This is a genomic window from Haloarcula quadrata (assembly GCF_003634715.1).
GTDB lineage: Archaea > Halobacteriota > Halobacteria > Halobacteriales > Haloarculaceae > Haloarcula > Haloarcula marismortui.
The window spans coordinates 1,123,053-1,143,959 of sequence record NZ_RBWW01000001.1; the positions used below are offsets into that span (position 1 = coordinate 1,123,053).

The 20,907-nt window shown below is 64.0% G+C and carries 15 protein-coding genes and 3 pseudogenes; 9 read left to right on the forward strand and 9 right to left on the reverse strand.

The window, feature by feature from the left end; translation table 11 throughout:
• The first annotated feature begins 69 nt into the window (after positions 1-69).
• The 5 genes and pseudogenes from BDK61_RS05840 to BDK61_RS05860 all read left to right on the forward strand — a co-directional run.
• Positions 70-2,541, forward strand: coding sequence for a DUF5059 domain-containing protein (locus BDK61_RS05840; protein ID WP_121302596.1), 2,472 nt, complete (start codon positions 70-72; stop codon positions 2,539-2,541).
• 439 nt (positions 2,542-2,980) lie between these two features.
• Positions 2,981-3,817 carry an endonuclease III domain-containing protein gene (locus BDK61_RS05845; RefSeq protein ID WP_121302598.1) on the forward strand — a complete coding sequence of 279 codons (837 nt, stop codon included), beginning with the start codon at positions 2,981-2,983 and terminating at the stop codon, positions 3,815-3,817.
• A 122-nt stretch (positions 3,818-3,939) separates the two neighbouring features.
• A pseudogene (locus BDK61_RS05850) lies at positions 3,940-4,458 on the forward strand (MFS transporter); the annotation flags it as partial.
• A 52-nt stretch (positions 4,459-4,510) separates the two neighbouring features.
• Positions 4,511-5,362: an IS5-like element ISHma10 family transposase gene (locus tag BDK61_RS05855; RefSeq protein ID WP_121301968.1), complete on the forward strand. Its 852-nt coding sequence runs from the start codon at positions 4,511-4,513 to the stop codon at positions 5,360-5,362.
• A 33-nt stretch (positions 5,363-5,395) separates the two neighbouring features.
• Positions 5,396-6,196: pseudogene (locus tag BDK61_RS05860) on the forward strand (MFS transporter); the annotation flags it as partial.
• A 111-nt stretch (positions 6,197-6,307) separates the two neighbouring features.
• On the opposite strand, the gene BDK61_RS05865 reads toward BDK61_RS05860, so the two are convergent.
• Both BDK61_RS05865 and BDK61_RS05870 read right to left on the reverse strand, forming a co-directional pair.
• Positions 6,308-7,339: an aldo/keto reductase gene (locus BDK61_RS05865; protein ID WP_121302600.1), complete on the reverse strand. Its 1,032-nt coding sequence runs from the start codon at positions 7,337-7,339 to the stop codon at positions 6,308-6,310.
• Positions 7,340-7,446: 107 nt separating this feature from the next.
• A complete protein-coding gene (locus BDK61_RS05870) occupies positions 7,447-7,875 on the reverse strand; it encodes a disulfide bond formation protein B (protein WP_121302602.1) in 429 nt (142 codons plus the stop codon).
• A gap of 117 nt (positions 7,876-7,992) precedes the next feature.
• On the opposite strand from BDK61_RS05870, the gene BDK61_RS05875 reads away from it, so the two are divergent.
• Positions 7,993-8,295, forward strand: a complete 303-nt coding sequence (locus BDK61_RS05875) for a hypothetical protein (protein ID WP_121302604.1) — start codon at positions 7,993-7,995, stop codon at positions 8,293-8,295.
• 19 nt (positions 8,296-8,314) lie between these two features.
• Here BDK61_RS05875 and hpt read toward each other — a convergent pair whose 3' ends face one another.
• Both hpt and BDK61_RS05885 read right to left on the reverse strand, forming a co-directional pair.
• Complete coding sequence (hpt, locus tag BDK61_RS05880) at positions 8,315-8,863, reverse strand: hypoxanthine/guanine phosphoribosyltransferase (protein WP_004958065.1); 549 nt, start codon at positions 8,861-8,863, stop codon at positions 8,315-8,317.
• Positions 8,864-8,981: 118 nt separating this feature from the next.
• The gene (locus BDK61_RS05885) at positions 8,982-10,505 is read right to left on the reverse strand and encodes a phytoene desaturase family protein (protein WP_121302605.1); all 1,524 of its coding nucleotides are present in this window, start codon (positions 10,503-10,505) and stop codon (positions 8,982-8,984) included.
• A gap of 149 nt (positions 10,506-10,654) precedes the next feature.
• On the opposite strand from BDK61_RS05885, the gene BDK61_RS05890 reads away from it, so the two are divergent.
• Both BDK61_RS05890 and BDK61_RS05895 read left to right on the forward strand, forming a co-directional pair.
• A complete protein-coding gene (locus BDK61_RS05890; RefSeq protein WP_007188765.1) occupies positions 10,655-11,719 on the forward strand; it encodes a Brp/Blh family beta-carotene 15,15'-dioxygenase in 1,065 nt (354 codons plus the stop codon).
• A gap of 78 nt (positions 11,720-11,797) precedes the next feature.
• Positions 11,798-12,988, forward strand: coding sequence for a GNAT family N-acetyltransferase (locus BDK61_RS05895; RefSeq protein ID WP_121302606.1), 1,191 nt, complete (start codon positions 11,798-11,800; stop codon positions 12,986-12,988).
• Between the two features lie 8 nt (positions 12,989-12,996).
• Here BDK61_RS05895 and BDK61_RS05900 read toward each other — a convergent pair whose 3' ends face one another.
• The 3 genes from BDK61_RS05900 to BDK61_RS05910 all read right to left on the reverse strand — a co-directional run bounded on the left by BDK61_RS05900 (position 12,997) and on the right by BDK61_RS05910 (position 16,783).
• Positions 12,997-14,376, reverse strand: a complete 1,380-nt coding sequence (locus tag BDK61_RS05900; RefSeq protein ID WP_121303903.1) for a hemolysin family protein — start codon at positions 14,374-14,376, stop codon at positions 12,997-12,999.
• 53 nt (positions 14,377-14,429) lie between these two features.
• Positions 14,430-16,019 (reverse strand): oleate hydratase, encoded by a 1,590-nt coding sequence (locus BDK61_RS05905; RefSeq protein ID WP_121302608.1) that lies wholly within the window; start codon positions 16,017-16,019, stop codon positions 14,430-14,432.
• Positions 16,020-16,138: 119 nt separating this feature from the next.
• Complete coding sequence (locus BDK61_RS05910; protein WP_121302610.1) at positions 16,139-16,783, reverse strand: helix-turn-helix domain-containing protein; 645 nt, start codon at positions 16,781-16,783, stop codon at positions 16,139-16,141.
• Positions 16,784-16,967: 184 nt separating this feature from the next.
• On the opposite strand from BDK61_RS05910, the gene BDK61_RS05915 reads away from it, so the two are divergent.
• Entirely contained in the window at positions 16,968-17,819 is an 852-nt protein-coding gene (locus BDK61_RS05915; protein ID WP_121301968.1) for an IS5-like element ISHma10 family transposase, read from the forward strand.
• A gap of 641 nt (positions 17,820-18,460) precedes the next feature.
• On the opposite strand, the pseudogene BDK61_RS05920 reads toward BDK61_RS05915, so the two are convergent.
• Both BDK61_RS05920 and BDK61_RS05925 read right to left on the reverse strand, forming a co-directional pair.
• Positions 18,461-19,518, reverse strand: a pseudogene (locus tag BDK61_RS05920) (DUF7350 domain-containing protein).
• A 79-nt stretch (positions 19,519-19,597) separates the two neighbouring features.
• Positions 19,598-20,866 (reverse strand): DUF7405 family protein, encoded by a 1,269-nt coding sequence (locus BDK61_RS05925; RefSeq protein WP_121302612.1) that lies wholly within the window; start codon positions 20,864-20,866, stop codon positions 19,598-19,600.
• Positions 20,867-20,907: the final 41 nt, after the last annotated feature.

Sequence of the window (20,907 nt, forward strand, 5' to 3'; positions counted from 1 at the left end):
CCACACAGCGGTTTAGGCTCGCCAAAACATCGGTGGTCTTAAGTCTTTTAGGCAACCCTAATCGAGCGTATGCCACAGAGACGTGACTTGCTGAAGACGGTGGGGATCGCTGCGACGGGACTGCTTGCTGGGTGTCCCAGTCAGGGGTCGACAGAATCGAACACGGCGTCGGCGGACACCGACACGACAGAACAGGAAGCGACTGCGGGAACAGACGAGGGCGGCGAAAGCGGTGTTTCGGTCGGGCCGATGACCGCTGTCGCGACCGAGTGGAACGTCTACCGGGCGCGGCTGTACGATGCCGTCGCGCTGGGTCGGGCCGGTGCGCCCGGTGCCGGAGCGACCGTCGCACAGAACATTTTCGCTCGGTTCGAAGGGGCGTCGGGCGAGTACGGGGCCCACGAACAGCTTGAGTCCACGTCAGAGTCAGCGTACGAGGGCTTTGAGGATGCCCTCGGGACGGTCCAGTCGTCGCTGTCCGAGGGCAACGTATCGGAAGCCGCGTCGGCCGCGGACAAAGCGTCGGGCCACCTCCAGACAGCGCAGCAGGCCGCTGCCGGACAGCAGGCTACCAGAGTGCTGGACCTGCTCCTGCTGGGCAGTCGGGCGAGCAATGCCGCCATGGCCGGGACGCTGGGCGCTTTCGAGGGGGCCGCCACGATCGCGGAAGAGACGATGACCGCGTTCGAGGACGCGCTGGTGTACAGCAAAATAGAGGCTGCGGACGCAGAATCCTACGAGGCCTTTGAGAACGCACTGGCCGGCATCGGTTCCGCCGCAGGCAGTGAAGACGCGAGCGGCGTCACCGAACAGGCCCGCGCCGCACTGGATGCGACCGTTTCGGGCGCGTATGCGCTGGTCCAGCCGGCGTCGGTCGCCGGTGCGGGCCACCTTGCGACGATGCAGGCCCGTGGCTGGGACGCGGCCGCAGTCGTCTCGGGCAGCGGCGTCGGGGCAGACTACGCCCACGCGACGACGCTGAACACGTACCGGGCCCGCGTCCACGACGCTGGGTGGCTGGCCCGTGCCGGCGAGACAGCCACCGCGGCGACGATGGTCGAGGACGTTTTTGCCCACTTCGAAGGCGCGGCCGCTCACGACGCCCTCGAAGAGGCGGACAGCGAGGCCTACGAAGCGTTCGAGTCCGGTTTGTCGGACCTCTCCTCAGCAATCGAGAACGGGAACACCGAGGGGGTCGCGTCGGCCGTCGAGACGGTCGACACCAATCTGGTCGCCGGCATCGAGGCGCTGGCCGGCGGCAACGCGCCGGTTCTCCAGTCGGGCTTCTTCAAAGCCCGCTTCGCCGACGCGCGCGAGCTGTACCGCCAGGGTCAGGCGGGGCAGGCAGCGACGCTCGTTTCGGACCTGTTCGCCCGGTTCGAGGAGAACCAGCTCGACTTCCACGAGACGCTAGAGGAGACCAGCGAGGACCTCTATTACCGCTTCGAGGAGGAACACCTCGTGGGGCTCCAGTCAGCCTACGAGAACGGCGATGACGACGCGGTCGGGACTCACCACGACGGCGTTCTCGCGGCGCTGCTGGAGTTCGAATCGGCCCACAGTGCCGCCGTCGCCAGCGGGTCCGGCGCGACCTACATGGCCGGCCTCGCCTTCGACGCCGCGGCGACGAACGCTCTCGGGAACGCCGACCGCGCAGCGTCGACTGCTCAGGGGGCGCTGGCGTTCTTCGAGTCCGGGGCCGCCGGCTACCATGAGGCACTCGAAGAGGCGAACGAGGACCTGTATCACCGCTTCGAGGACGAAGCACTCGGGAGCGTCATCTCCGCCGCGAACGACGGCGGTGACGTATACGCGGCCGCGAAGACGTTCTACGGCGCAGCCATCGAATCCGTGACGGCCATCATCGGGTCGAGTGGCGGTGGCGAGACCGGTGCCGGGGCCGCGAGTGTCGTCAGCGACGTGTTCGCTACCTTCGAGAACGCCGCGGTGCACGACAAACTCGAAAACGCGGACGCGGAGGCGTACGAAGCCTATGAGGCCGCACTGAACGACTATGTCGCCGACTTGGAGAGCGGGTCGACCGACGGCGCGACCGCGTTCGCAAACGCCGCCCGGACCGCTTCTTTCGCCGTCGTTGGCGCTGTCGACAGCGCCCCGAGCGGTTCCGGCGGCCACGGCGGCGAGGAGTCCGAGGCGACCGAGTCGTCACTGTCCGGCGGCCCGAACGTCGTCGAAGGCGTTCCCGAGGACGCCGACCACGTCGTCGACATGCAGGCTGTGGCGTTCGCGCCCGAGGAACTCACCGTCAGCGTCGGCGACACAGTCGCCTGGAAACACGCCGGTGGCGAGGCTCACAACGTCGTCGCGTACGAGGAGGAACTCCCGGACGACGCGACCTACTGGGCTTCCGGCGGGTTCGAAAGCGAGTCGGCCGCACGCGAGGGCTGGGAGAACGGTGAGGGGGCCGTTCAGTCCGGCCAGAGTTACGTTCACACGTTCGAGACGGCCGGCGAGCACGGATACTTCTGCGTTCCGCACGAGGCTGCGGGGATGGCTGGCACCGTTATCGTCGAGGAGTAATCACGCTCTCTTTTTTGGCCCGCCTAGAAACCGATGGCTTTTTGTGTTTTAGGGTAGCCTAAACAATTGTATGCCGGACGAACAGGCCACATCGAGACGGGACATCTGTCGCCGTAGCGAGTCGGGTGCTGCCGTCCCTGTCGTCCGCGCAAACGCCGCCCTACAGGAGGTGAGAGCCTGGACGTGACCGTACATTGACCTGTCAGCTTCGACCATCTTTCGCGGCGACGACCACCGTGGGCATAGCCCGTCGCCGCACGCCACGAGCTTTTCGTGTCTGTCCCGTGGGCGTCTGCCCCAAGGACGCCCCATTTCAGGTCCTTTACTGTGGACCACTCTGGAATCACCACTTTTGATTAGCCGCCGGTAGGCGCTGAGTCCGCACTGGTAGCTGTTTTTCGGGGCAGGCGTTTTGAGTCCGCCAGCCCTGCGACTGGCTATGACTGACGAGGAACCAGCGGAGAACATCAGCGGCGGAACCGCTGGCGGTGGCCAGTCGGCAACGTTCGACCCGGAAACAGCGGGGACGCGGGCAGAAACCGTCGTGGACCGTCTCGGCGAGATGTACTGGACGAAAACCTACGGCGGCCGGGACGCCTACGAGTGTCTCGTCCGGACGATTCTCAGCCAGAACACATCCGACAAAGCGAGCCAGCCGGCCCACGACGACCTGATGGCTCGGTATGGCGGCGGGGAGGACGCGAACAGCGAGGGAAACATTGACAGCACTGACCTCGCCCGCGCGCTGGCCGACGCCGACCAGCCCGAACTCGCTGAAACCATCTCCTCGGCCGGGCTGTACAACCAGAAATCCGAGCGCATCATCGCACTGGCACAGCGCATCTGCGAGGAGTACGGCGGCGAAGCTGGCTTTGATGGGTTTGTTCGGGACAGCGACCCCGAGGCGGTGCGGTCGACGCTGCTCGACATGAACGGTGTCGGCCCGAAGACCGCCGACTGCGTCCTGCTGTTCGCGGGCGGTCGTGGCGGTGTGTTTCCCGTCGATACGCACGTCCACCGCATCGCCCGCCGGATGGGACTGGCCCCGGCCGACGCCGACCACGAGACCGTCCGTGCGTATCTGGAGCGCGACGTGCCCGCGGCGAAATGCGGCTTCGGCCATACGGCGATGATTCAGTTTGGCCGGGAGTACTGCTCGGCCAGAAAGCCGGCCTGTCTGGACGACCCCGATGCGTGCCCGCTGGCGGGTCACTGTGACCAGATCGGCGTGTACCCGGCCGCTGATGATGTTGTCGACCCATCCGAAACTGCCTGACGCATTCCACAGTATACTGTCGGTACTGTCGATGTGTGCTGGTATTGAACTCTTCCCGTCAGAAATTAAACTGAAGTGTGTTTCTGGAAGGACCTTAGTCCCCCAAAAGTGACAGCGTCCGTATGTTCCGACCGGCATCCGGCCGCGGGTTAGTGCGCCGGTACTATCTGTACCGTGCCACGATCGCTGTCGGATTTATCACTCCCATCTTCACCCTGTTTCTCTTGCGAACGCTGACCTTCACGCAGGTCGGTGCCCTCTCAGCAATCTACGCATCGCTATCTGTCGTCGGCGAGATTCCAACAGGCTACGTCGGTGACAGGCTCGGGCGGCGCGCAAGCCTCCTTCTCAGCGTGCTGTTCACCGTTGTCTCCCTCGCGGGCTTCGTTCTCGCTTCGGGATTCCGCTGGTACGGCTTCCTCTATGCGCTGTGGGCGCTGGCGCTGACGTTACGCTCAGGGAGCATGGATGCGTGGCTATACGATACGCTGACTGAACGACTCGATAGCGAGCAGTTCAGCCGTATCCGTGGCCGGGGCGACGCAGTGCAGAAGTGGACTGCAGCGGTTTCGATGGTTGCCGGTGGCCTGCTGTATGTGCTGCACCCAACCTATCCGTTCGTTGCTGCGGTCGGTTTCAACGGCTCAATTGAATCCACAGACGGCGCCGGGATAGGTCGTTAGAATCACGGGTATGAAGCGGGAGAGTAATGTTATGCACAACACCCTCTTCCGCTTCGTGAAGCAAGTGGCTTCGCTCGCTCAAAAGCTTACTGACGCTGCGCTGATGGAACTGAGTGATCCAGCCGGCAACGGGTTTGCCGGCTGGAAGCACGCAGTCTTGCTCTATCTGCGCGAACACATGAGCGCGGAGTACGAGGAAATCATCGACTGGGCCGAAGAGATGGAACGTGTTCGAGCGGTATTGAATCTTCAACGCGGGGAGTTTCCCGCGCCTTCGACGCTGTGTAAGGCGTTCAAACGGGCATCGATGACTGTCTGGCGACAGCTGCTCCGCCGGTCGGCGGAGCTGCTGGACCAGAATGGTCACGCCGCAATTGATGCCACCTACTTCGACCGTCAGCAGGCATCGTCTCACTACTTGCGACGGATTGATCGTTCCGTCAAAACGATCCAGACGACGTTTCTCGTAGATACAGCTGAGGGAGCAATTCTTGACTTACACTGCAGCACGAAGTGGCCTGACGAAACCAAGATCGGCCCGAAGGTCGCCCTGCGGAACGCGGGCGACCTTCGAAGCTTGGCCGCTGACAAAGGCTATGATGACATGAGCTTCCGTGAGGAGCTTCGAAACGCCGGGATTCGTCCGCTGATAAAGCACCGTGTTTTCGCTCCTTACGATCACGCACACAACGCCCGAATAGACGACGAGCTCTATGGTCAGCGATCACAGACCGAGTCCGTCAACTCCTCAATCAAGCGCTCGCACGGCTCCGCCGTCCGAGCGCGTGACTGGTTCCGCCAGTTCCGGGAGATAACGCTCATAGCCGGCGTTTACAACGTGGAGCAGGCAATTGAACGCTGAAACGCCGAAATTCGCCGGATTCAATTGAGCCGTTTCAACAGTCTCGGCTTCTTTGCCCTGCTCTCACTGCCGAAGAATCGGCAGTACGCCGACCGGGGCAGTGACAGTCGCTCCGCCGACCGTCTCGACCCACTGGAAACCGTCTCGGTCATCCGAACGTATCTGGCTCGACCGCCGCTCCGAGCACTGGTCCTGTACATTGGGTTGTTCTATGCCGTTTTGGGCGTTTCCCACACCTACATCCAGCCGATGGTGGTCGAGACGCTGGGGCCGTACGCCGCCACTATCGGCGTTCAGGTTCCTGCTGGTGTTCCGACCGCGGCGGCACGAGTAGGCGAGGCTGGCGCGGCACTTGCGCTCGGACTGGGTGTGCTGTACGCCGCCCTGACAGCAGTGGCATCCGCTGGCGGCTACTACGCCGGCGCAGTTGAGGACCGTCTCGGCGTCCGCAGAGCCGTGGTTGTCGTGCCAGCCCTGACGGCTGTCGCACTCGTGGGACCGCTGTGGCTCGCGCTGGTCGTACTCCCGACGTTCACGACGATGCGAACCGCGAAGCCGCTGGTCCAGCCTATCGTCAACGGGTACATTAACGACCATGTCGAGTCGGTCGGACGGGCGACGTTGCTCTCCGCGGTATCGATGCTGCATATGATTCTTCGGACGCCGCTGGCACTTGCTGCTGGGATGGTGGCGGATGCAACCACGGCGACCACAGCAGTTGCGGCGCTTGGCGGCCTGTTTCTCGCCGCTGGCGGCGCAGTCTGGCTGTTCGGGGAGATTGCGCCTGAGACAGTGGCTGCTTCCGGTGACGGGGCCAGCAAATCAGCGTCATAGACCCATCAGCGGTCGGCCGGAAACCCGACCCGGCCACGATTAGACCGAACGCTTCCGGGGCGACAAGGGCGTGCCCCGACGACAGCGCGGTTCTGTCAGTTCGCCTCCCGATTACGCTCGGTGGCCCCAGCGCTCGCCGTCCTCGGCGTAGCGGGCGCTCACAATCCGGTTGAACTGGTCGTCGGACAGCGAGATGTCCGTCGCGCCGACGTTCTCGTCGAGCTGGTCGACAGTGCGAGCGCCGACGATGGGGACGCAGGTGAAGTCCGGCTGTTCGATGAGCCAGCGGAGCGCGACCTGTGCGGGCGTGGCGTCAAGTTCGTCCGCGACAGCGCGGAGTTCGTCAAGGACGTGCCAGCCGCGCTCGGAGAGGTAGAAATCCTCGAAGCGGTCGGACAGCGAGCCTCGGGAGCCTTCCGGCCCCTCGAAGGCCGTCGGGTCGTCGTCGTCCGTGCGCTCGTACTTGCCCGTGAGGAAGCCGCCGGCCAGCGGCGAGTACGGACAGACCGCGATGTCTTGGTCGGCACACACATCGAGATAGTCTTTCACGTCGTCGCGGTAGCCGGCGTGGAACAGCGGCTGGGTCACCTCGAAGCGCTCGTAGTCCTCGACATCGCTCCTCCACAGGGCTTTGGTCAGCTGCCAGGCGGCCATCGTCGACGCGCCGAGGTGGTGGACCGTCCCCGAACGGACGAGGTCGTCAAGCGTCGACAGCGTCTCCTCGATATCGCTGTGCTCGTCCCAACGGTGGATGTAGTAGAGGTCGAGATAGTCCGTATCGAGACGGTCCAGTGTCCCCTCGATCTGGGCGCGGATGTGCTTGCGGCCCAGGCCGGCGTCGTTGGGACCGGGCTCGCCGCGACCGTCGAAGGGGAAGTACACCTTCGAGGCGATAACGAAGTCCTCGCGGTCGTAGTCGTCGAGCCACTCGCCGATGTACGCCTCGCTGGTCCCGTTGGGGTTGCCGTAGACGTTGGCGGTGTCGATGAAGTTGATGCCGCGCTCCCACGCCGCATCGAGCAGGTCGTGGGCCTCATCGCGGTCGGTCTCGACGACGCCGCCGGTCTCCCGGCCGAACCGCCAAGTGCCGAAACAAAGCTGTGAAACCGTCGTTCCGGTCGAACCGAGTCTGGTGTATTCCATACCGGAGCCACGCGGGGCTACCCGAAAAAGGGGTTTGGTCGCGGCGAAGGCTGTCCGGTACCGGTCGGTAAGCCACGGTCGCGGAGGTATCGCGCCGCCGTGTCCGGTCAGGACAGACCGCCACGGGGCCTGGCAGCCGCGACGACCAGCCCAGTCACCAGCAGGAACGCCACCAGCGAGAGATTCGGCACGGTCAGGCCGAGTATCCGGTACTGGACCTGCGCACAGCTGATCGCGCCGATGCCACAGGTCGTCTGGCTCACCTGCAGCCAGGAGTGGTAGGCCGCGATGGCCGCTCCCGGCACCGCAAGCGGCAGCGCTGTCCGGACGACGCCGAGACGGCGCTCGACAGCAGCGACGCCGAGAACGACCACTAATGGATACATCAGAATTCGCTGATACCAGCAGAGCCGACAGGGCGTCAGCCCGAGGCCCAGCGAGAGATAGAGGCTGCCGGCCGTCGCAACGGTGGCGACGGTAGTCGCCGCGGCCAACAGGAACCGGGCTCGGTCGGAATCGGATCGAGAATCGCCCACAGGGAAGCCAGCGTTTGCTGGCGGAAAAAGCGTTCCGAGAGTCGCCCTCTTTCTCGGCTCCCGCTTGACCGGAGCGCCAGCGCTCGCTTTTTCAGGCCTGCCGCCGACAGCCAGCGTATGCCCGACGATTCGGACCCCGAGGCGAACCTCGAACAGTGGAAGTCCGCGATGCAGGAAGAGCACGCTGAGGCCATCGCGAACCCGGACCCCGACGAGTCCCACCAGATAGAGGGCGTGGCACAGGTCACATATCGGGTGACGTTCGACTACGACGCCGACGAGGACGCACTCGACCGGGCCAGCGCCGAGGAGGTCGACGACCTGACCGACCCCGACCTGCTCTCCTGTGCGTGTGGCGTTCGTGGGATGACCCCCGAAGAAGCCCGAAAGCACATGGCTGCCGCTGTCGAGCAGGGGTAAACAGGGGCCGCAGTCACTCTCAGTCGTGGATAGTCACGCCGTCCTGGTCGACCGAGATGTCGAGCAGGCTGGTCACATCGTAATCAGTGTCGTCAAGCGCCGACTCGCCCTGTTTCCGGAAGACGACGACGATATCAGAGATGTCCGCCCCGATGTCGTCAAGCGCCTCACAGATGGCGGCCATCGTTCCGCCGGTCGAGAGCAGGTCGTCAACGATGAGCAGGTCGTCGCCCGCCTCGATGTCATTGATGAACATCTCCGATTCGGAGTAACCGGTGGTCTTGTGCAGCGGGACCTCGTCGTCGAGACCGTAGGAGCGCTTACGGATGACCACAAGCGGGATATCCGTCTGCAGTGAGAGCGCGGTTGCGATGTGGATGCCCATCGCCTCCGGCGCGACAATCTTGTCCACGTCGAGGTCGGCCGCCCGCGTCACGCCGACGACGACCTCGCGGAGGAGTTCTGGCTCCAGCATCGGCACGCCGTTGCTGAGCGGGTGGACCAGATAAGAGTATCCGTCCTTGTCGATTATCGGGGCCTCGTGCAGTGACTCGCGGAGCTTCTCCATGCCTCCGTTACCTGAAGGGGGACAATAAACCGTTCGAGGCTGGGCTGCGGTGTGCGCGTCACGCTATCGCGTCGTGATTCAGCCGGTTTGCGTGAACTGCCAATCGAGCACGGCAGCGTCAGTCCGCCGTCGAGACCGAGCGGTCCCCCTTCGTTTCGAACGGGCTGTCCTCAACGATGTCCCGGGCGGTGTGCTCGCCGCTGATAAGACACATCGGCATCCCGATGCCGGGCGTCGTGTAGGCCCCGGTGTAGTAGAGCCCCTCAAGCCCGGCGCGGTGGCTGGGACGGAGCGGCCCGGTCTGGAACAGTGTATGCGCCAGCCCGAGCGCCGTCCCCTGCGGGTCGCCATAGCGCTCGGCAAACTCGCTGACACACGCCGTCTCTTCAACGACGATGCGGTCACGGAGGTCCACGCCGGTTTGCTCGGCGAGATCGTCCAGCACGAACGCTCTGTATTCCTCGCGAATCGCGGGGCCGTCGTCCAGCCCCGGCGCGATGGGGACGAGGACGACGACGGCGTGGTGGCCGTCCGGGGCGACCGTCTCGTCGGTCTTCGACGCCACCGAGAGGTAATATGCGGGGTCGTCGGGCCACCCCGGGCGGTCGAATATCTGCTCGAAATGGCCGTCCCAGTCCGTCGGCAGGACCAGCGAGTGGTGGGCCAGCGGGTCCACGTCGCCCTCAACACCGAGATACAACATGAATGCCGACGGCGCGTAGGTCTGGTCGTCCCAGTGGTCCGGGTCGTGGTCGCGGGCAGCGGGGTCAAGCAGATGCTGCTCGGTGTAGGCGGGGTTGGCGTTGCTGACCACGACATCGGAGGCGGCGACGCCGTCCTCGGTGGTCAGTTCGAACGCCCCCGCCTCGCCGGCGATGTGCTGGACCTCGGTCCCGGTCTGAATGTCGACGCCGAGTTCCCGAGCCAGCGACCCGAGGCCGTCGACGACGCCGGCGATGCCGCCTTCGGGGTAGAACACGTTCATGTTCAGGTCGACGTGGCTCATGATGCTGTACAGCGCGGGAGTGTTGTGTGGCGCGCCGCCAAGAAACACCAGCGTGTATTCGAGCAACTGCCGGAGCTTCGGGTGGTCGATGTAGCGGCTGACGTAGTCGTCCATCGAGCCGAACAGTCGCGCCCGCGGTGCGAGCGGGAGCAGGTCGGGGTCGACGTAGTCCCGGAGCCGTTCGCGGCCCTCGTAGACGACCCGGTCCATTGCGAGGTCGTAGTTCTGCTTGGCCGTATCGAGGTAGTCGACCAGCGCGTCGCCGGCCCCGTCCTCGTAGGACTCAAAGACCTCGTACGCGTTCTCGCGGTTTGGCCGCATCGTCACGCGGTCGCCGTCCTTCCAGAACACCCGGTACTGGGGGTCCAACCGTTCCAGTTCGTAGTAGTCCGCGGGCTCGCGGTCGAAGTGCTTGAAGAAGCGCTCGAACACGTCGGGCATCAGGTACCACGACGGGCCGGTGTCAAAGCGGAAGCCGTCGCGTTCGAGGACGCCCGCGTGGCCGCCGAGGCGGTCGTAGCGTTCGAGCAATTGCACGTCGGCCCCGGCGTCAGCGAGATAGCACGCAGCCGAGAGGCCGCCGAAGCCGCCACCGACGACGGTCACCGTCCGGTCGCTTGGGAGGCCATCACGCATAGCCGTTGCTAACGACTACGCCTGAAAAAGGGTTCCTCGGATTCCCAGCGCTTCACAACAGACAGCTCATGATTCAAACCAGCGGTCTGTTCCCAGTTCGCTGGAATCGCTTGCATCGTTTATTGTGAGTTTTTCCCTAGGCTCGCGATATGCCCACGACCAGCCTGGGGTCCGTCTGGCAGCGGCATCGGGACACCGACCGCCATCCGTCGCTCCTGCTTTCGCGGGCGAGCCTGCTGGTACTCGCTGTCGCTTTCGGTCTCCTCGGCGCTGCCGAGGTCAGAGTTCCGCTCCGGGCCCAGATGGTGGTGTACCTCGTCGGAATGGTCGCGCTCAATCTCCCTCACGGCGGGTACGAGCACTTCGAGAACCTCCGCCGCCGCCGCCCCTCATTCCGCTGGCGCTACGTCGGGGTGTATCTGGCGGCTATCGGCGGGTTCGTCGGCCTGTTCCTCGCCGCGCCAGTCGCCGGCCTCGCGCTAGCGCTGACCGTCGCTATGGCGAAGGGCGGTCTCGGTGGCCTGCAGGTGCTAGAAGCCACGAGCGGTACCGACCACCTGCAGACCCGGTTCCAGCGCGGACTGGCGGCGGCCGTCCGCGGCGGCGCGGTGATGCTCGTCCCAATCGTGTTCTGGCCGCAGACGTTCCACGCGTTTAGTTCGTTGATGGTCGGCCTCGTCGAACCCGGAGCCCTCTCGTCGTACGCGGGGTCGTTCGACACAACTCGGCTCGTCATCGGGTCGGGCTACGGGCTCGCCCTAACGGCACATATCGTGCTGGGATACGTGCGCGGCGGCGGCCGTTCCTGGCTTATCGACGCCGGAGAATCGTTGCTCCTTGCGGTATTCTTCGCGTCTGTCCCGGTCCTCGTCGCCGTTGGCCTGTACTTCCCATTCTGGTACTCCGCCCGACAGGTGGCGCGGACGGCGTCCGTCGAGACGGAGCCGGTCGGCGACGAGCGCTGGGACCTGCTCGGCGGCGCGGACCCCTCGACCGTTGCACTCCGCGCCTGGGTCGTCCTCGTCGTTGGAGCGCTGGCCACCTTCGGCGTCCTCGTCGCCGTCTACTGGGCGTTCCCGAACCCGCTTGGAACGAGTGACCTGCTCCCCGGCGCGGTAGCGTTCTGGAGTATGTTTATTAGCATTGTTGCGCTCCCACACATCGTCGTCGGGTCACTCCTCGACCGGGACCGGGGTATCTGGTACGTGCCGTGACGCCCCACTCCCAGGAAGGACCGCGACGCCGACCCGCAGATGACTAGCTTTCTGTAGCTGGCGGACACCCGGGACAGTATGTCTGAATTCCGCCCCGTCCCGACGACTGACCGCGAAGCCTGCCAGCGGATACTTCAGTACGCGTTCGCGCCCGAAACAGGTCCGGTGCCGCCGGACCCGGACGGTGACTGGCCGCCGTCGCTGTTCGACCAGCGAGGCCTCTATGACGGCGACACCCTCCGGGCCGTCTGCAAACTGTACTTTTTCGACACAACTGTTCGCGGCGCGGCGACGACGGTCGGCGGCCTCGGCGCGGTTGCAACACCACCCGAGCACCGCGGACAGGGGCTCGCCGCCGACCTCTGCCGACACGCACTGTCTGCGTACCGCAAAGCCGATGTCGGGTTCGTCACCCTCTGGCCGTTCTCGACGCCGTTCTATCACCGTCTGGGCTGGGGAACGGCGAACACCTATCGCCGCTTCGACCTGCCGCCGTCGGCGCTCCCGGACCCCTCCACCGCCGGACAGCTGGTCCGCCTCGACGCCGACGACTGGGAGCGGCTCCGTCGGGTCGAGACGGCTGCAGCCGCCGGGACAGCGCTCTCGCTCCGGCGCTCGGAGGCGTGGTGGCGCGAGCGGACCCTCGCCGACTGGGACGACGACGGCGTCCCGTACTGCTACGGCTACGAACGCGACGGTGAACTTCAGGGGTACGTCGTGTACACCGTCGCGGACGATGCTAACAACACGCTCTCGGTTTCGAACTTCGCGGCTGTCGACGAGGAGGCCCGCCGCGCGCTGTTTGCGTTCCTCGGGCATCACGGCGCACAGATAGAGCGCGTCACGCTCCAGCTACCGCCTGATACTGACCTCTTCCATCGCGTCGACGACCCCGGGGCGGTCGACTGCACGGTCGAAGCCGGGCCGATGGTTCGGCTCACCGACGTGGACTACCTCGAACGCCTCGACTGGCCCGGGGGCGACCTCGACTGCACGCTCTCGGTGAACGATCCGCTGCTTGACCGCAACGACGGCCTGTTCCGGCTGTCAGTGAACGGCGGCACTGCGACGGTCGACCCGCTTCCAGCCAGCGACTCGAAAGCCGATGTGGCCGTCAACATTGCGACGCTCTCACAACTGGCCGTCGGGACGCACGGCGTCGACGCCGCTGAACGCCTGGCCGGGCTGGAGATACACAACGAGTCGGCTCGGGACCCGCTCGCTACCGTGTTCCAGTCCGAGCCGGTGTATCTGGACGAGTTCTTCTGACCGGTCGCTCACTCAGTCGACGGCGAGTCGTCGCCGTCGTTCGCTCGAATCCGAACCGTCGAGATACGGGTTCCGTCGACGCTTGCCACCTCGAACGCGTGTCCGGCCGCTTCGGCGGTATCGCCGACTTCCGGCGCGCGGTCGAGGTGACTCAGTACCAGCCCGCCGACGGTTTCGACTGCGTCGCTGTCGAGGTCGACACCGAGGGCCTCACTGACTGTCGACAGCGGGACGCCGCCGTCGGCGTCGTAGCTCCCGTCGCTTCGCTTGCGGATTGCGTGTTCGCGGCCGTCGACGTCGAACTCGTCGCGCAGGTCGCCGACGACGGCCTCGACCACGTCCTCGATGGTCGCGATACCCTCAAGCGACCCCCATTCGTCGATGACCGCGGCCATCTGCCGGCGGTCCTGCCGGAACTGCAACAGGAGGTCGTTGATAGCGGTCGTCTCCGGGACGACCGGTATCTCGTGGGCGATATCGCCGGCAGTCGTGTTTTCGTTGCCTTCCTCGCCGGCCCGTAGCACGTCCTTGACGTCGATGAACCCGACGATCTGGTCACTGTCGTCGGCATCGACCACCGGATAGCGGGTGTGTCCCTCGTCGAAAACGACTGCCCGGATATCCGACAGCGTGGCGTCGGCCGGCACGCTCACGACGTCGGGGCGCGGGACCATGACCTCCCGGACGACCGTATCGTCGAGGTCGAACACGCGCTCTATCATGTCGACCTCCGCCGCGTCGATGTTCCCCTCTTCGCCGGACCGAGCCAGCACCCGGCGTATCTCACGCTCGCCGAGCGTCTCGTCCGTCTCCGATGCCGGCGGGACACCCAGTAATTGCGTGAAGGCGTTGGCCGAGCCGTTGAAGACGACGATCCCGGGATAGAACAGGTAGTAAAACAGCTTCATCGGCGGCGCAAGCAACAGCGAGAGCCGCTCAGTCCGAGCAATCGCAAACGTCTTCGGCGCGAGTTCGCCGAAGACGACGTGGAGGAACGTGATGATTGTGAAGCCGATTGCGAACGCCACGAGGTGGAGGAGGGTCTCGGGCAGTACCGGAGCGAGGACGGGTTCAAGCAGCGCTGCGACGGCGGGCTCACCGACCCACCCCAGTCCCAGCGAGGCAAGCGTAATCCCGAGCTGGGTCACCGCGAGATAGTTATCTAGGTCCGCCATCACTGCCTGGAGCGAGCCTGCGCCGGCCCGGCCTTCGTCAGCGAGCTGTTCGACCGATGTGCCGCGAACGCGAACGAACGCGAACTCAGCGGCAACGAAAAAGCCGTTCAGTCCGACGAGTATCAGCGCCACGAGAAGCTGCGCCGCCGAGAGCGCGAGATTTACCATCGCAACCTCCGGGCGGAGTGCGTCGATGTGTGCATACACACCTATCTCTGTCACCGTACTAAAATACTGGAATGTCCTCGCCCGTACCGCTTTGCTTCTCAGCGGTACGCGGCGCGAACAGTGTCTGCGATGACACCCGGCTTCCGGTAGTGTTTGGTCACCGGGGGGACTTCCCGGTCGAGGTCGAGCATCTCGTAGACGGCGGTCATCGCCGACCGGACCGAGTACTCGACGGTGAACACGACATCCCGTGGCTGTTCGGCGTACTGTCCGAGGAACGCCAGATTGTTCGACCCGTCCGGAACGACATCGGGCCGGTCACCGGGTTCTCGGGGCTGGAAGTGCGCCGTGATGAACGGCATCATCGCCGGGATACAGGTCACGTCGTCGAGTAGCTCCGGGAGCCGGTCCTCGCACTGCAGGTGGTAACACAGCTCTTGGAGGATCTCCCGGCCGGTACACTCGGACATCGGTTTCTCCACGTAGTTCCCCTCGCGGTCCGGGAACAGCGCGTAGCCCCAGAACACCTTCACGTCGTCCGGCTGGTTCGCGAAGTGGGGCTGTGCGGCGACGACCGTCGACAACAGCCAGTTCGACCCGAGGTAGGTGACGAGCCCGTTGCCCGGTTCCTCGTTGGTGAAATCGACGATGTGGTCGAACAGCTCGGTGTTGTGCAGGGTGACGGTGAACGACTCCCACTTCGTCTCCGTGACGTTGTCCGCGAACACCGACGGGTTGCCGAACTGTGGGTTGTCCTCGGCGATGGACTTCCACAGCTCCCACGACGCCCCGGTTTCGTTCAGTTCGGGGGCCTCGTCCATCCCGCCGATGGACGAGCCGTCGGTCATCGACCCGTTCGTCATGAACACGAGGTCGGACGGCTCGACGGGGACCGTCTCGGTGCCGCTGTCGGTCTCACAGTAGAGCCGCTCGACGGTACGCCCCGTCCGCGACGGGACGATATCCATATCGGTCACCTCGTGGCCGTACTCGAAGGAGACGCCCCTGTCTTCGAGCCAGCGTCGGAGCGGGAGGATCATCGAGTCGTACTGGTTGTACTTCGTCCGGTCGATACCCTCCATGGTGTGCAGTTGCGGAAACTCGTGGAGGAACCGGTACATGTATCGCCGGACCTCGGCGACGCTGTGCCACGGCTGGAACGCGAAGATGGTCGCCCAGACGTACCAGAAGTTCGTCTCCAGGAACGACTCGTCGAACCACTCTTCGATGCGCGTGTCACCGAGTCGCGGTTCGGGCGTGAGGAGCAACCGAGCTATCGACTGTCGATGCTGGCTCGTCAGTCCGTACTCGCTCGCGTCGATCCGTTCGCCCTCGTGCATCAGCCGTGTTTTCGCGTACGAGGGGTGCGTTTCGTTGAACTCGTCCATCACGGCCTTGACCGAGCGCGAGTCGTCTTCGAGCGACGAAATCGTCTCGAAGAGGTCCCACGTACATTCATACGCCGGGTAGTTGAACATCCGACCGCCCCGGATCAGGTACGCCTCGTCCGGGTCGCCAGCGCCGTCCATCGCGCCACCGACGACGTCCAGCTTTTCGTAGACATGGATGTTTTCGCCGGGCATATTGCCGTCCCGAACGAGGAACGCCGCGCCAGCCAGGGAGGCAATACCGCCCCCGACGAAGTGTGCGTCGCGGTCAGTGACGTGTGGGTGCTGGTGGATGGTCATATTGGGTCACCGTCATGTAGTGCTACGCAAGTCCCAGCCCTAACCGTTGCCAACATATGTACAGCAATTTATAAGAGGACGTCTCTTGCCGAAATAGCCGCGCTCTGGCTAGCCGGCTGTCACTGTTCGGAGCTGGCAATCGTGTGGTCGATCAGCTGGTCCGTGCCACGACGGAGCCGCTCCGAAATCGCGGATGTGGTCGTGTCGAGTTCCGCTGAAAGGTCTTTCAGGTCTGCCCCACGGGGGACAGTGAAATACCCCAGTCGGTGGGCCGCCAGTAGTGCCTCTCGCTGTGGCGCGGTGAGTCCGTAGTCATCGCCGCCGTGTTCTGTCTCACAGAGCCGGTGCGGGCGGAACGTGACACTGCTTGACTGACAGGTGTCCCGGAACGCTTCGAGGTCTGCCCGGTCGGCGAACTGCGTGCTCACCTTCCACCCGTGCTCGGTCACGAGCGCACCCATCGGATACGTCTGCCGGTCAACGAGCTGGGTGTACATTTCGACGTAGTCTGTATCGAGGACGACCCGATACCGTGACTCGACGATAGCCGAGTCCATGGCGACAAACTCCACGACCGATTCATCGCCGAGCAATGCTGATTCAAGTGCGTCCGGTTCGACGCCCGTCGCGGAGAACACGAGTGCCGGTTCGTCGGTCGTGCCAGAGACGACGGTGTCGACGATCAGTCGGGTGTTCAGTTCCGCAGCAACCGCACACAGCGGCATATCTGCGGACTGCAACTCAAATTCACAGATGACGCTCATGTGTGTTGCTCAGCCGAACAGAATAAAGGCATACTGGGAATTCTCACGCACCGAAACCGACCGGTGGCATCGGAGCCGCTCGACAGACACGCGTTGCTCCTTCCGTATCTGGCCGCCCGATGAGAACACGACGGCTCAATTGAATCCACAGACGGCGCCGGGATAGGTCGTTAGAATCACGGGTATGAAGCGGGAGAGTAATGTTATGCACAACACCCTCTTCCGCTTCGTGAAGCAAGTGGCTTCGCTCGCTCAAAAGCTTACTGACGCTGCGCTGATGGAACTGAGTGATCCAGCCGGCAACGGGTTTGCCGGCTGGAAGCACGCAGTCTTGCTCTATCTGCGCGAACACATGAGCGCGGAGTACGAGGAAATCATCGACTGGGCCGAAGAGATGGAACGTGTTCGAGCGGTATTGAATCTTCAACGCGGGGAGTTTCCCGCGCCTTCGACGCTGTGTAAGGCGTTCAAACGGGCATCGATGACTGTCTGGCGACAGCTGCTCCGCCGGTCGGCGGAGCTGCTGGACCAGAATGGTCACGCCGCAATTGATGCCACCTACTTCGACCGTCAGCAGGCATCGTCTCACTACTTGCGACGGATTGATCGTTCCGTCAAAACGATCCAGACGACGTTTCTCGTAGATACAGCTGAGGGAGCAATTCTTGACTTACACTGCAGCACGAAGTGGCCTGACGAAACCAAGATCGGCCCGAAGGTCGCCCTGCGGAACGCGGGCGACCTTCGAAGCTTGGCCGCTGACAAAGGCTATGATGACATGAGCTTCCGTGAGGAGCTTCGAAACGCCGGGATTCGTCCGCTGATCAAGCACCGTGTTTTCGCTCCTTACGATCACGCACACAACGCCCGAATAGACGACGAGCTCTATGGTCAGCGATCACAGACCGAGTCCGTCAACTCCTCAATCAAGCGCTCGCACGGCTCCGCCGTCCGAGCGCGTGACTGGTTCCGCCAGTTCCGGGAGATAACGCTCATAGCCGGCGTTTACAACGTGGAGCAGGCAATTGAACGCTGAAACGCCGAAATTCGCCGGATTCAATTGAGCCGACTATACAGATAGTCCCAATGCATGTTTGGTGAGCCGGTTCCGAGTCAGTGTCCAGAGTGCGGAGTAGTCGCTGTCCGGATACACAGGGTTGCACCGTCCTTTCACGAGCGCGGAGACGAGTGGAGTATCCGTGCCGAGTGCCGCGATTGTCACGATTACACCGAGTGGTTCGACTGACTGAAAGGGGGCCGTAAGCGTGGTGTTGCAGTCTACTGCAGCCTCTGGGTATTGCTGGAGCGGCCGTTCACATCCCTCTCCGTCTCCCTATTGGGTAGTTACCATTGTACTGACCATGTAGCCTCCGAGAACCGCAACTGGCCGGTTCTGTTCTACAGTCAGTGTTGACTGTGCTGTGAGTTGTACGCTGCCGGCCTGGGTGTAATTCAGGGGGAAAATAACATTACTGACAACTGAGAATTGTGTATTAGCCAAGAGGAAACCAGACGATGTCCAACTCCAAAATACCAGGACAGTGTCCGAAATGCGGCTCAGTGAACGTCAACGTCACCAAGGTGGCGCCGTTGAACCACGACCGCGGTGAGAGATGGGCGACCCGCGTGGAATGCGACGAGTGTCCGGACTACGTCGAATGGATGGATTAATCGCGGTTAGCCGCTGGCAAACGAGAACGAAGGCGCCGTCAGGAACGCTGTCTCGTATCCCTCGTGACGAGACACCTGTGGCGGGGCGACGACGTCGACACTGACGGACGGCGCTTGCGCTGCTGTCTCGACGATTGCGCCGTAGTGATATCCGAGTTCGGGGTGGACCGCGGCGGTCAGCGCGTCTTCAAACAGCGTCTCGCTGTCGGCCTCTACGGTTCCGTCGAGGGACATCATCGGGAGGGGAACGCGGTTGTACGGTGTCCGAGCCGAGACGGCGAGGTACGACTCACCGTCGGCAAGGAACGCCGCGTCCTGCAGCCACGTAACGGCGTAGACGCCGTCACTCCCTTTGTCCGTCCCGAGGACCGTTCCGGGCAGGGCCGACACTTCGGGGACCTGCGAGGTTGGCACCATATCCATGTTCATCAGGTCGACCGCCGCGCGTTCGCCCTGTGAGTCCGGGAACTCCTCAAAGGAGAGCTGGTCGCGCGTGTTCTGGGCGAAGTCGAATTCGACCGTCGCCTCGCCGGCCTCGTTGAACCGCCTTCGAGGGCACCCAGCCGGCGCTCGCCCATCCCGTTGACGCGGACCGAGAGCTGATAGACGCCGTCGCCGCCGAGTGCGTAGTTGTCGCCGTAGTGAAACCCCATGTTCTGGGAGATCATCGGCCACGGGGACTTGTCGGCGACTGTCTCGCCGTCGCGCTCGATTGTGATTGAGAGGCCGGCGGACACTGGGAGTACCATTTCCGTTTCGGGGTCCCAGATAGTCGCCATCAGGTGGACGCTGTCCTCGCTCCGGATGTCGACCTTTTCGGCTGTCGTCCCGGTTACTGTCCAGAACCGGTGGGGAAAGGAGTAGCTCAGTCCGACCATGTACTCGCCCGCCTGCGCTATGCCGGCCATCCCCATCCCCTCTGCGTGGGTTGGGCGGTACGTGGCGTCAGGGCGGTTCTCGACCAGCGGTGGAGCGCGTGTCGACTGGGAACTCAGCGAGCCACACCCCGCCAGGACCGTCGTGCCGGCGAGGCCGGCACTGGCGAGGAACTGTCGTCGATTCATAGACCGTCTTTGGGTCCTCATCTGAAAGACCGTTCTGGTACGGCGGCCGAAAGCAGGACTGCGTGGCTCCGCCTACCGCTCACGTGTCCGGGTTCGCTCGGGGCAGGGAACGCAGCGAGCGTGGCGGGAGCAGGTAGTTCCCGCGTCGCGTGACCGTCATATACTGGAGGATACCGTTGTTCACTCGCTGCCCGACAGCGGAGTCGTTCGCGACATCGGTGCCGTTCATCGCCTGTTTTGTCGCGACGAAGTCGGCGATAGAACGCTGTAGCGAGAGGAAGTGCAATCCCGCTTCACCGCCGTCGGTCGAACTAAAGTCCCGGCGGAGGAGCGTCGGTGTTCCGTCTTCTCTGACGCGGGACATCTTCTGTGCGTGGCCGACAACGCCCTCTCGCCGGCCGCTGTCGACCACGTCTTCTGGGCACTCACCGGCACCGTTGTCAGTGCCGAGGTTCTCGCCGACGCCTTCGACCTTGTCCTCGGCGGCGTGGGCCGGACAGAACATCTTCGAGACGCGCTGGTCTCGGGAGTCCTGTTCGTACCACTGCTGGAGTTGCAGCCGGATTTTCGAGAGGTGCTGGGTCGCGCCGCCGGCGAACGGCCCCGAATCGACCGTTACCCGGTCCTCGGAAGCCTGGTTCTCCTTGAACCCGGATTTGAATCCCATGAACAGCGGGGCCTCCTCGGGAACCGGTTCGGAGTCCGGAACCCCGTCGACGTCTTGATTCTCGGCGGGCAGACCGGCGCCGACGAATCCCGTCCGGCGCTCCGCCTCGCGCAGGACACCCTCGAAGGTAGCGCTCATCTCGTGGTCGTTCACCGTGTCTCGGTTGCCTTTCAGCGCTTCCTCGGCGGCGATAACGGCCCGCTCGTCATCGCTCGCGAGGTGTAGCAGTGCGTCTGGTGTGTCGAGTTCTGGGTCCTCGAAGGGGGCAAGCGCCATTGGTTCGGGCAGGTCGACACCGGCTACGTCGGCCTCAAAGCGGTCGAAGTAGGTCGGGCTGTACCCGAGCGTGAACAGCAGCCCCTCGTTGCTCCACTCGTAGGCTCGTTCGAGGTCTCGAAGCGCCGCTTCGACCTGCTCGCGGTCGGCATCGGTCGGCGGTCCGTCGCTGGCGTAGTCAAGCAATAGGAGGACGTGGTGTCGCGACAGTCGGTGGTTCCCCGCGTCGTCGGTCGCCAGCGACGCGTCCCAGGCGTGCTGACGCGCCGGGAGAGACGAGAGGTCGTCGGTTCCCCTGGGTATTGTTCCCGACCCGCGGTCGAGACAGGCGGCCAGCGCCGCGGTGCCGCCGATGGCGACGGCGCTCTTGGCGAATTCGCGTCGGGAAATCCCACGTTCAGTCATCACCCACTCTATGGACTGCCGGTCCAATTGGGTTGTGGTAC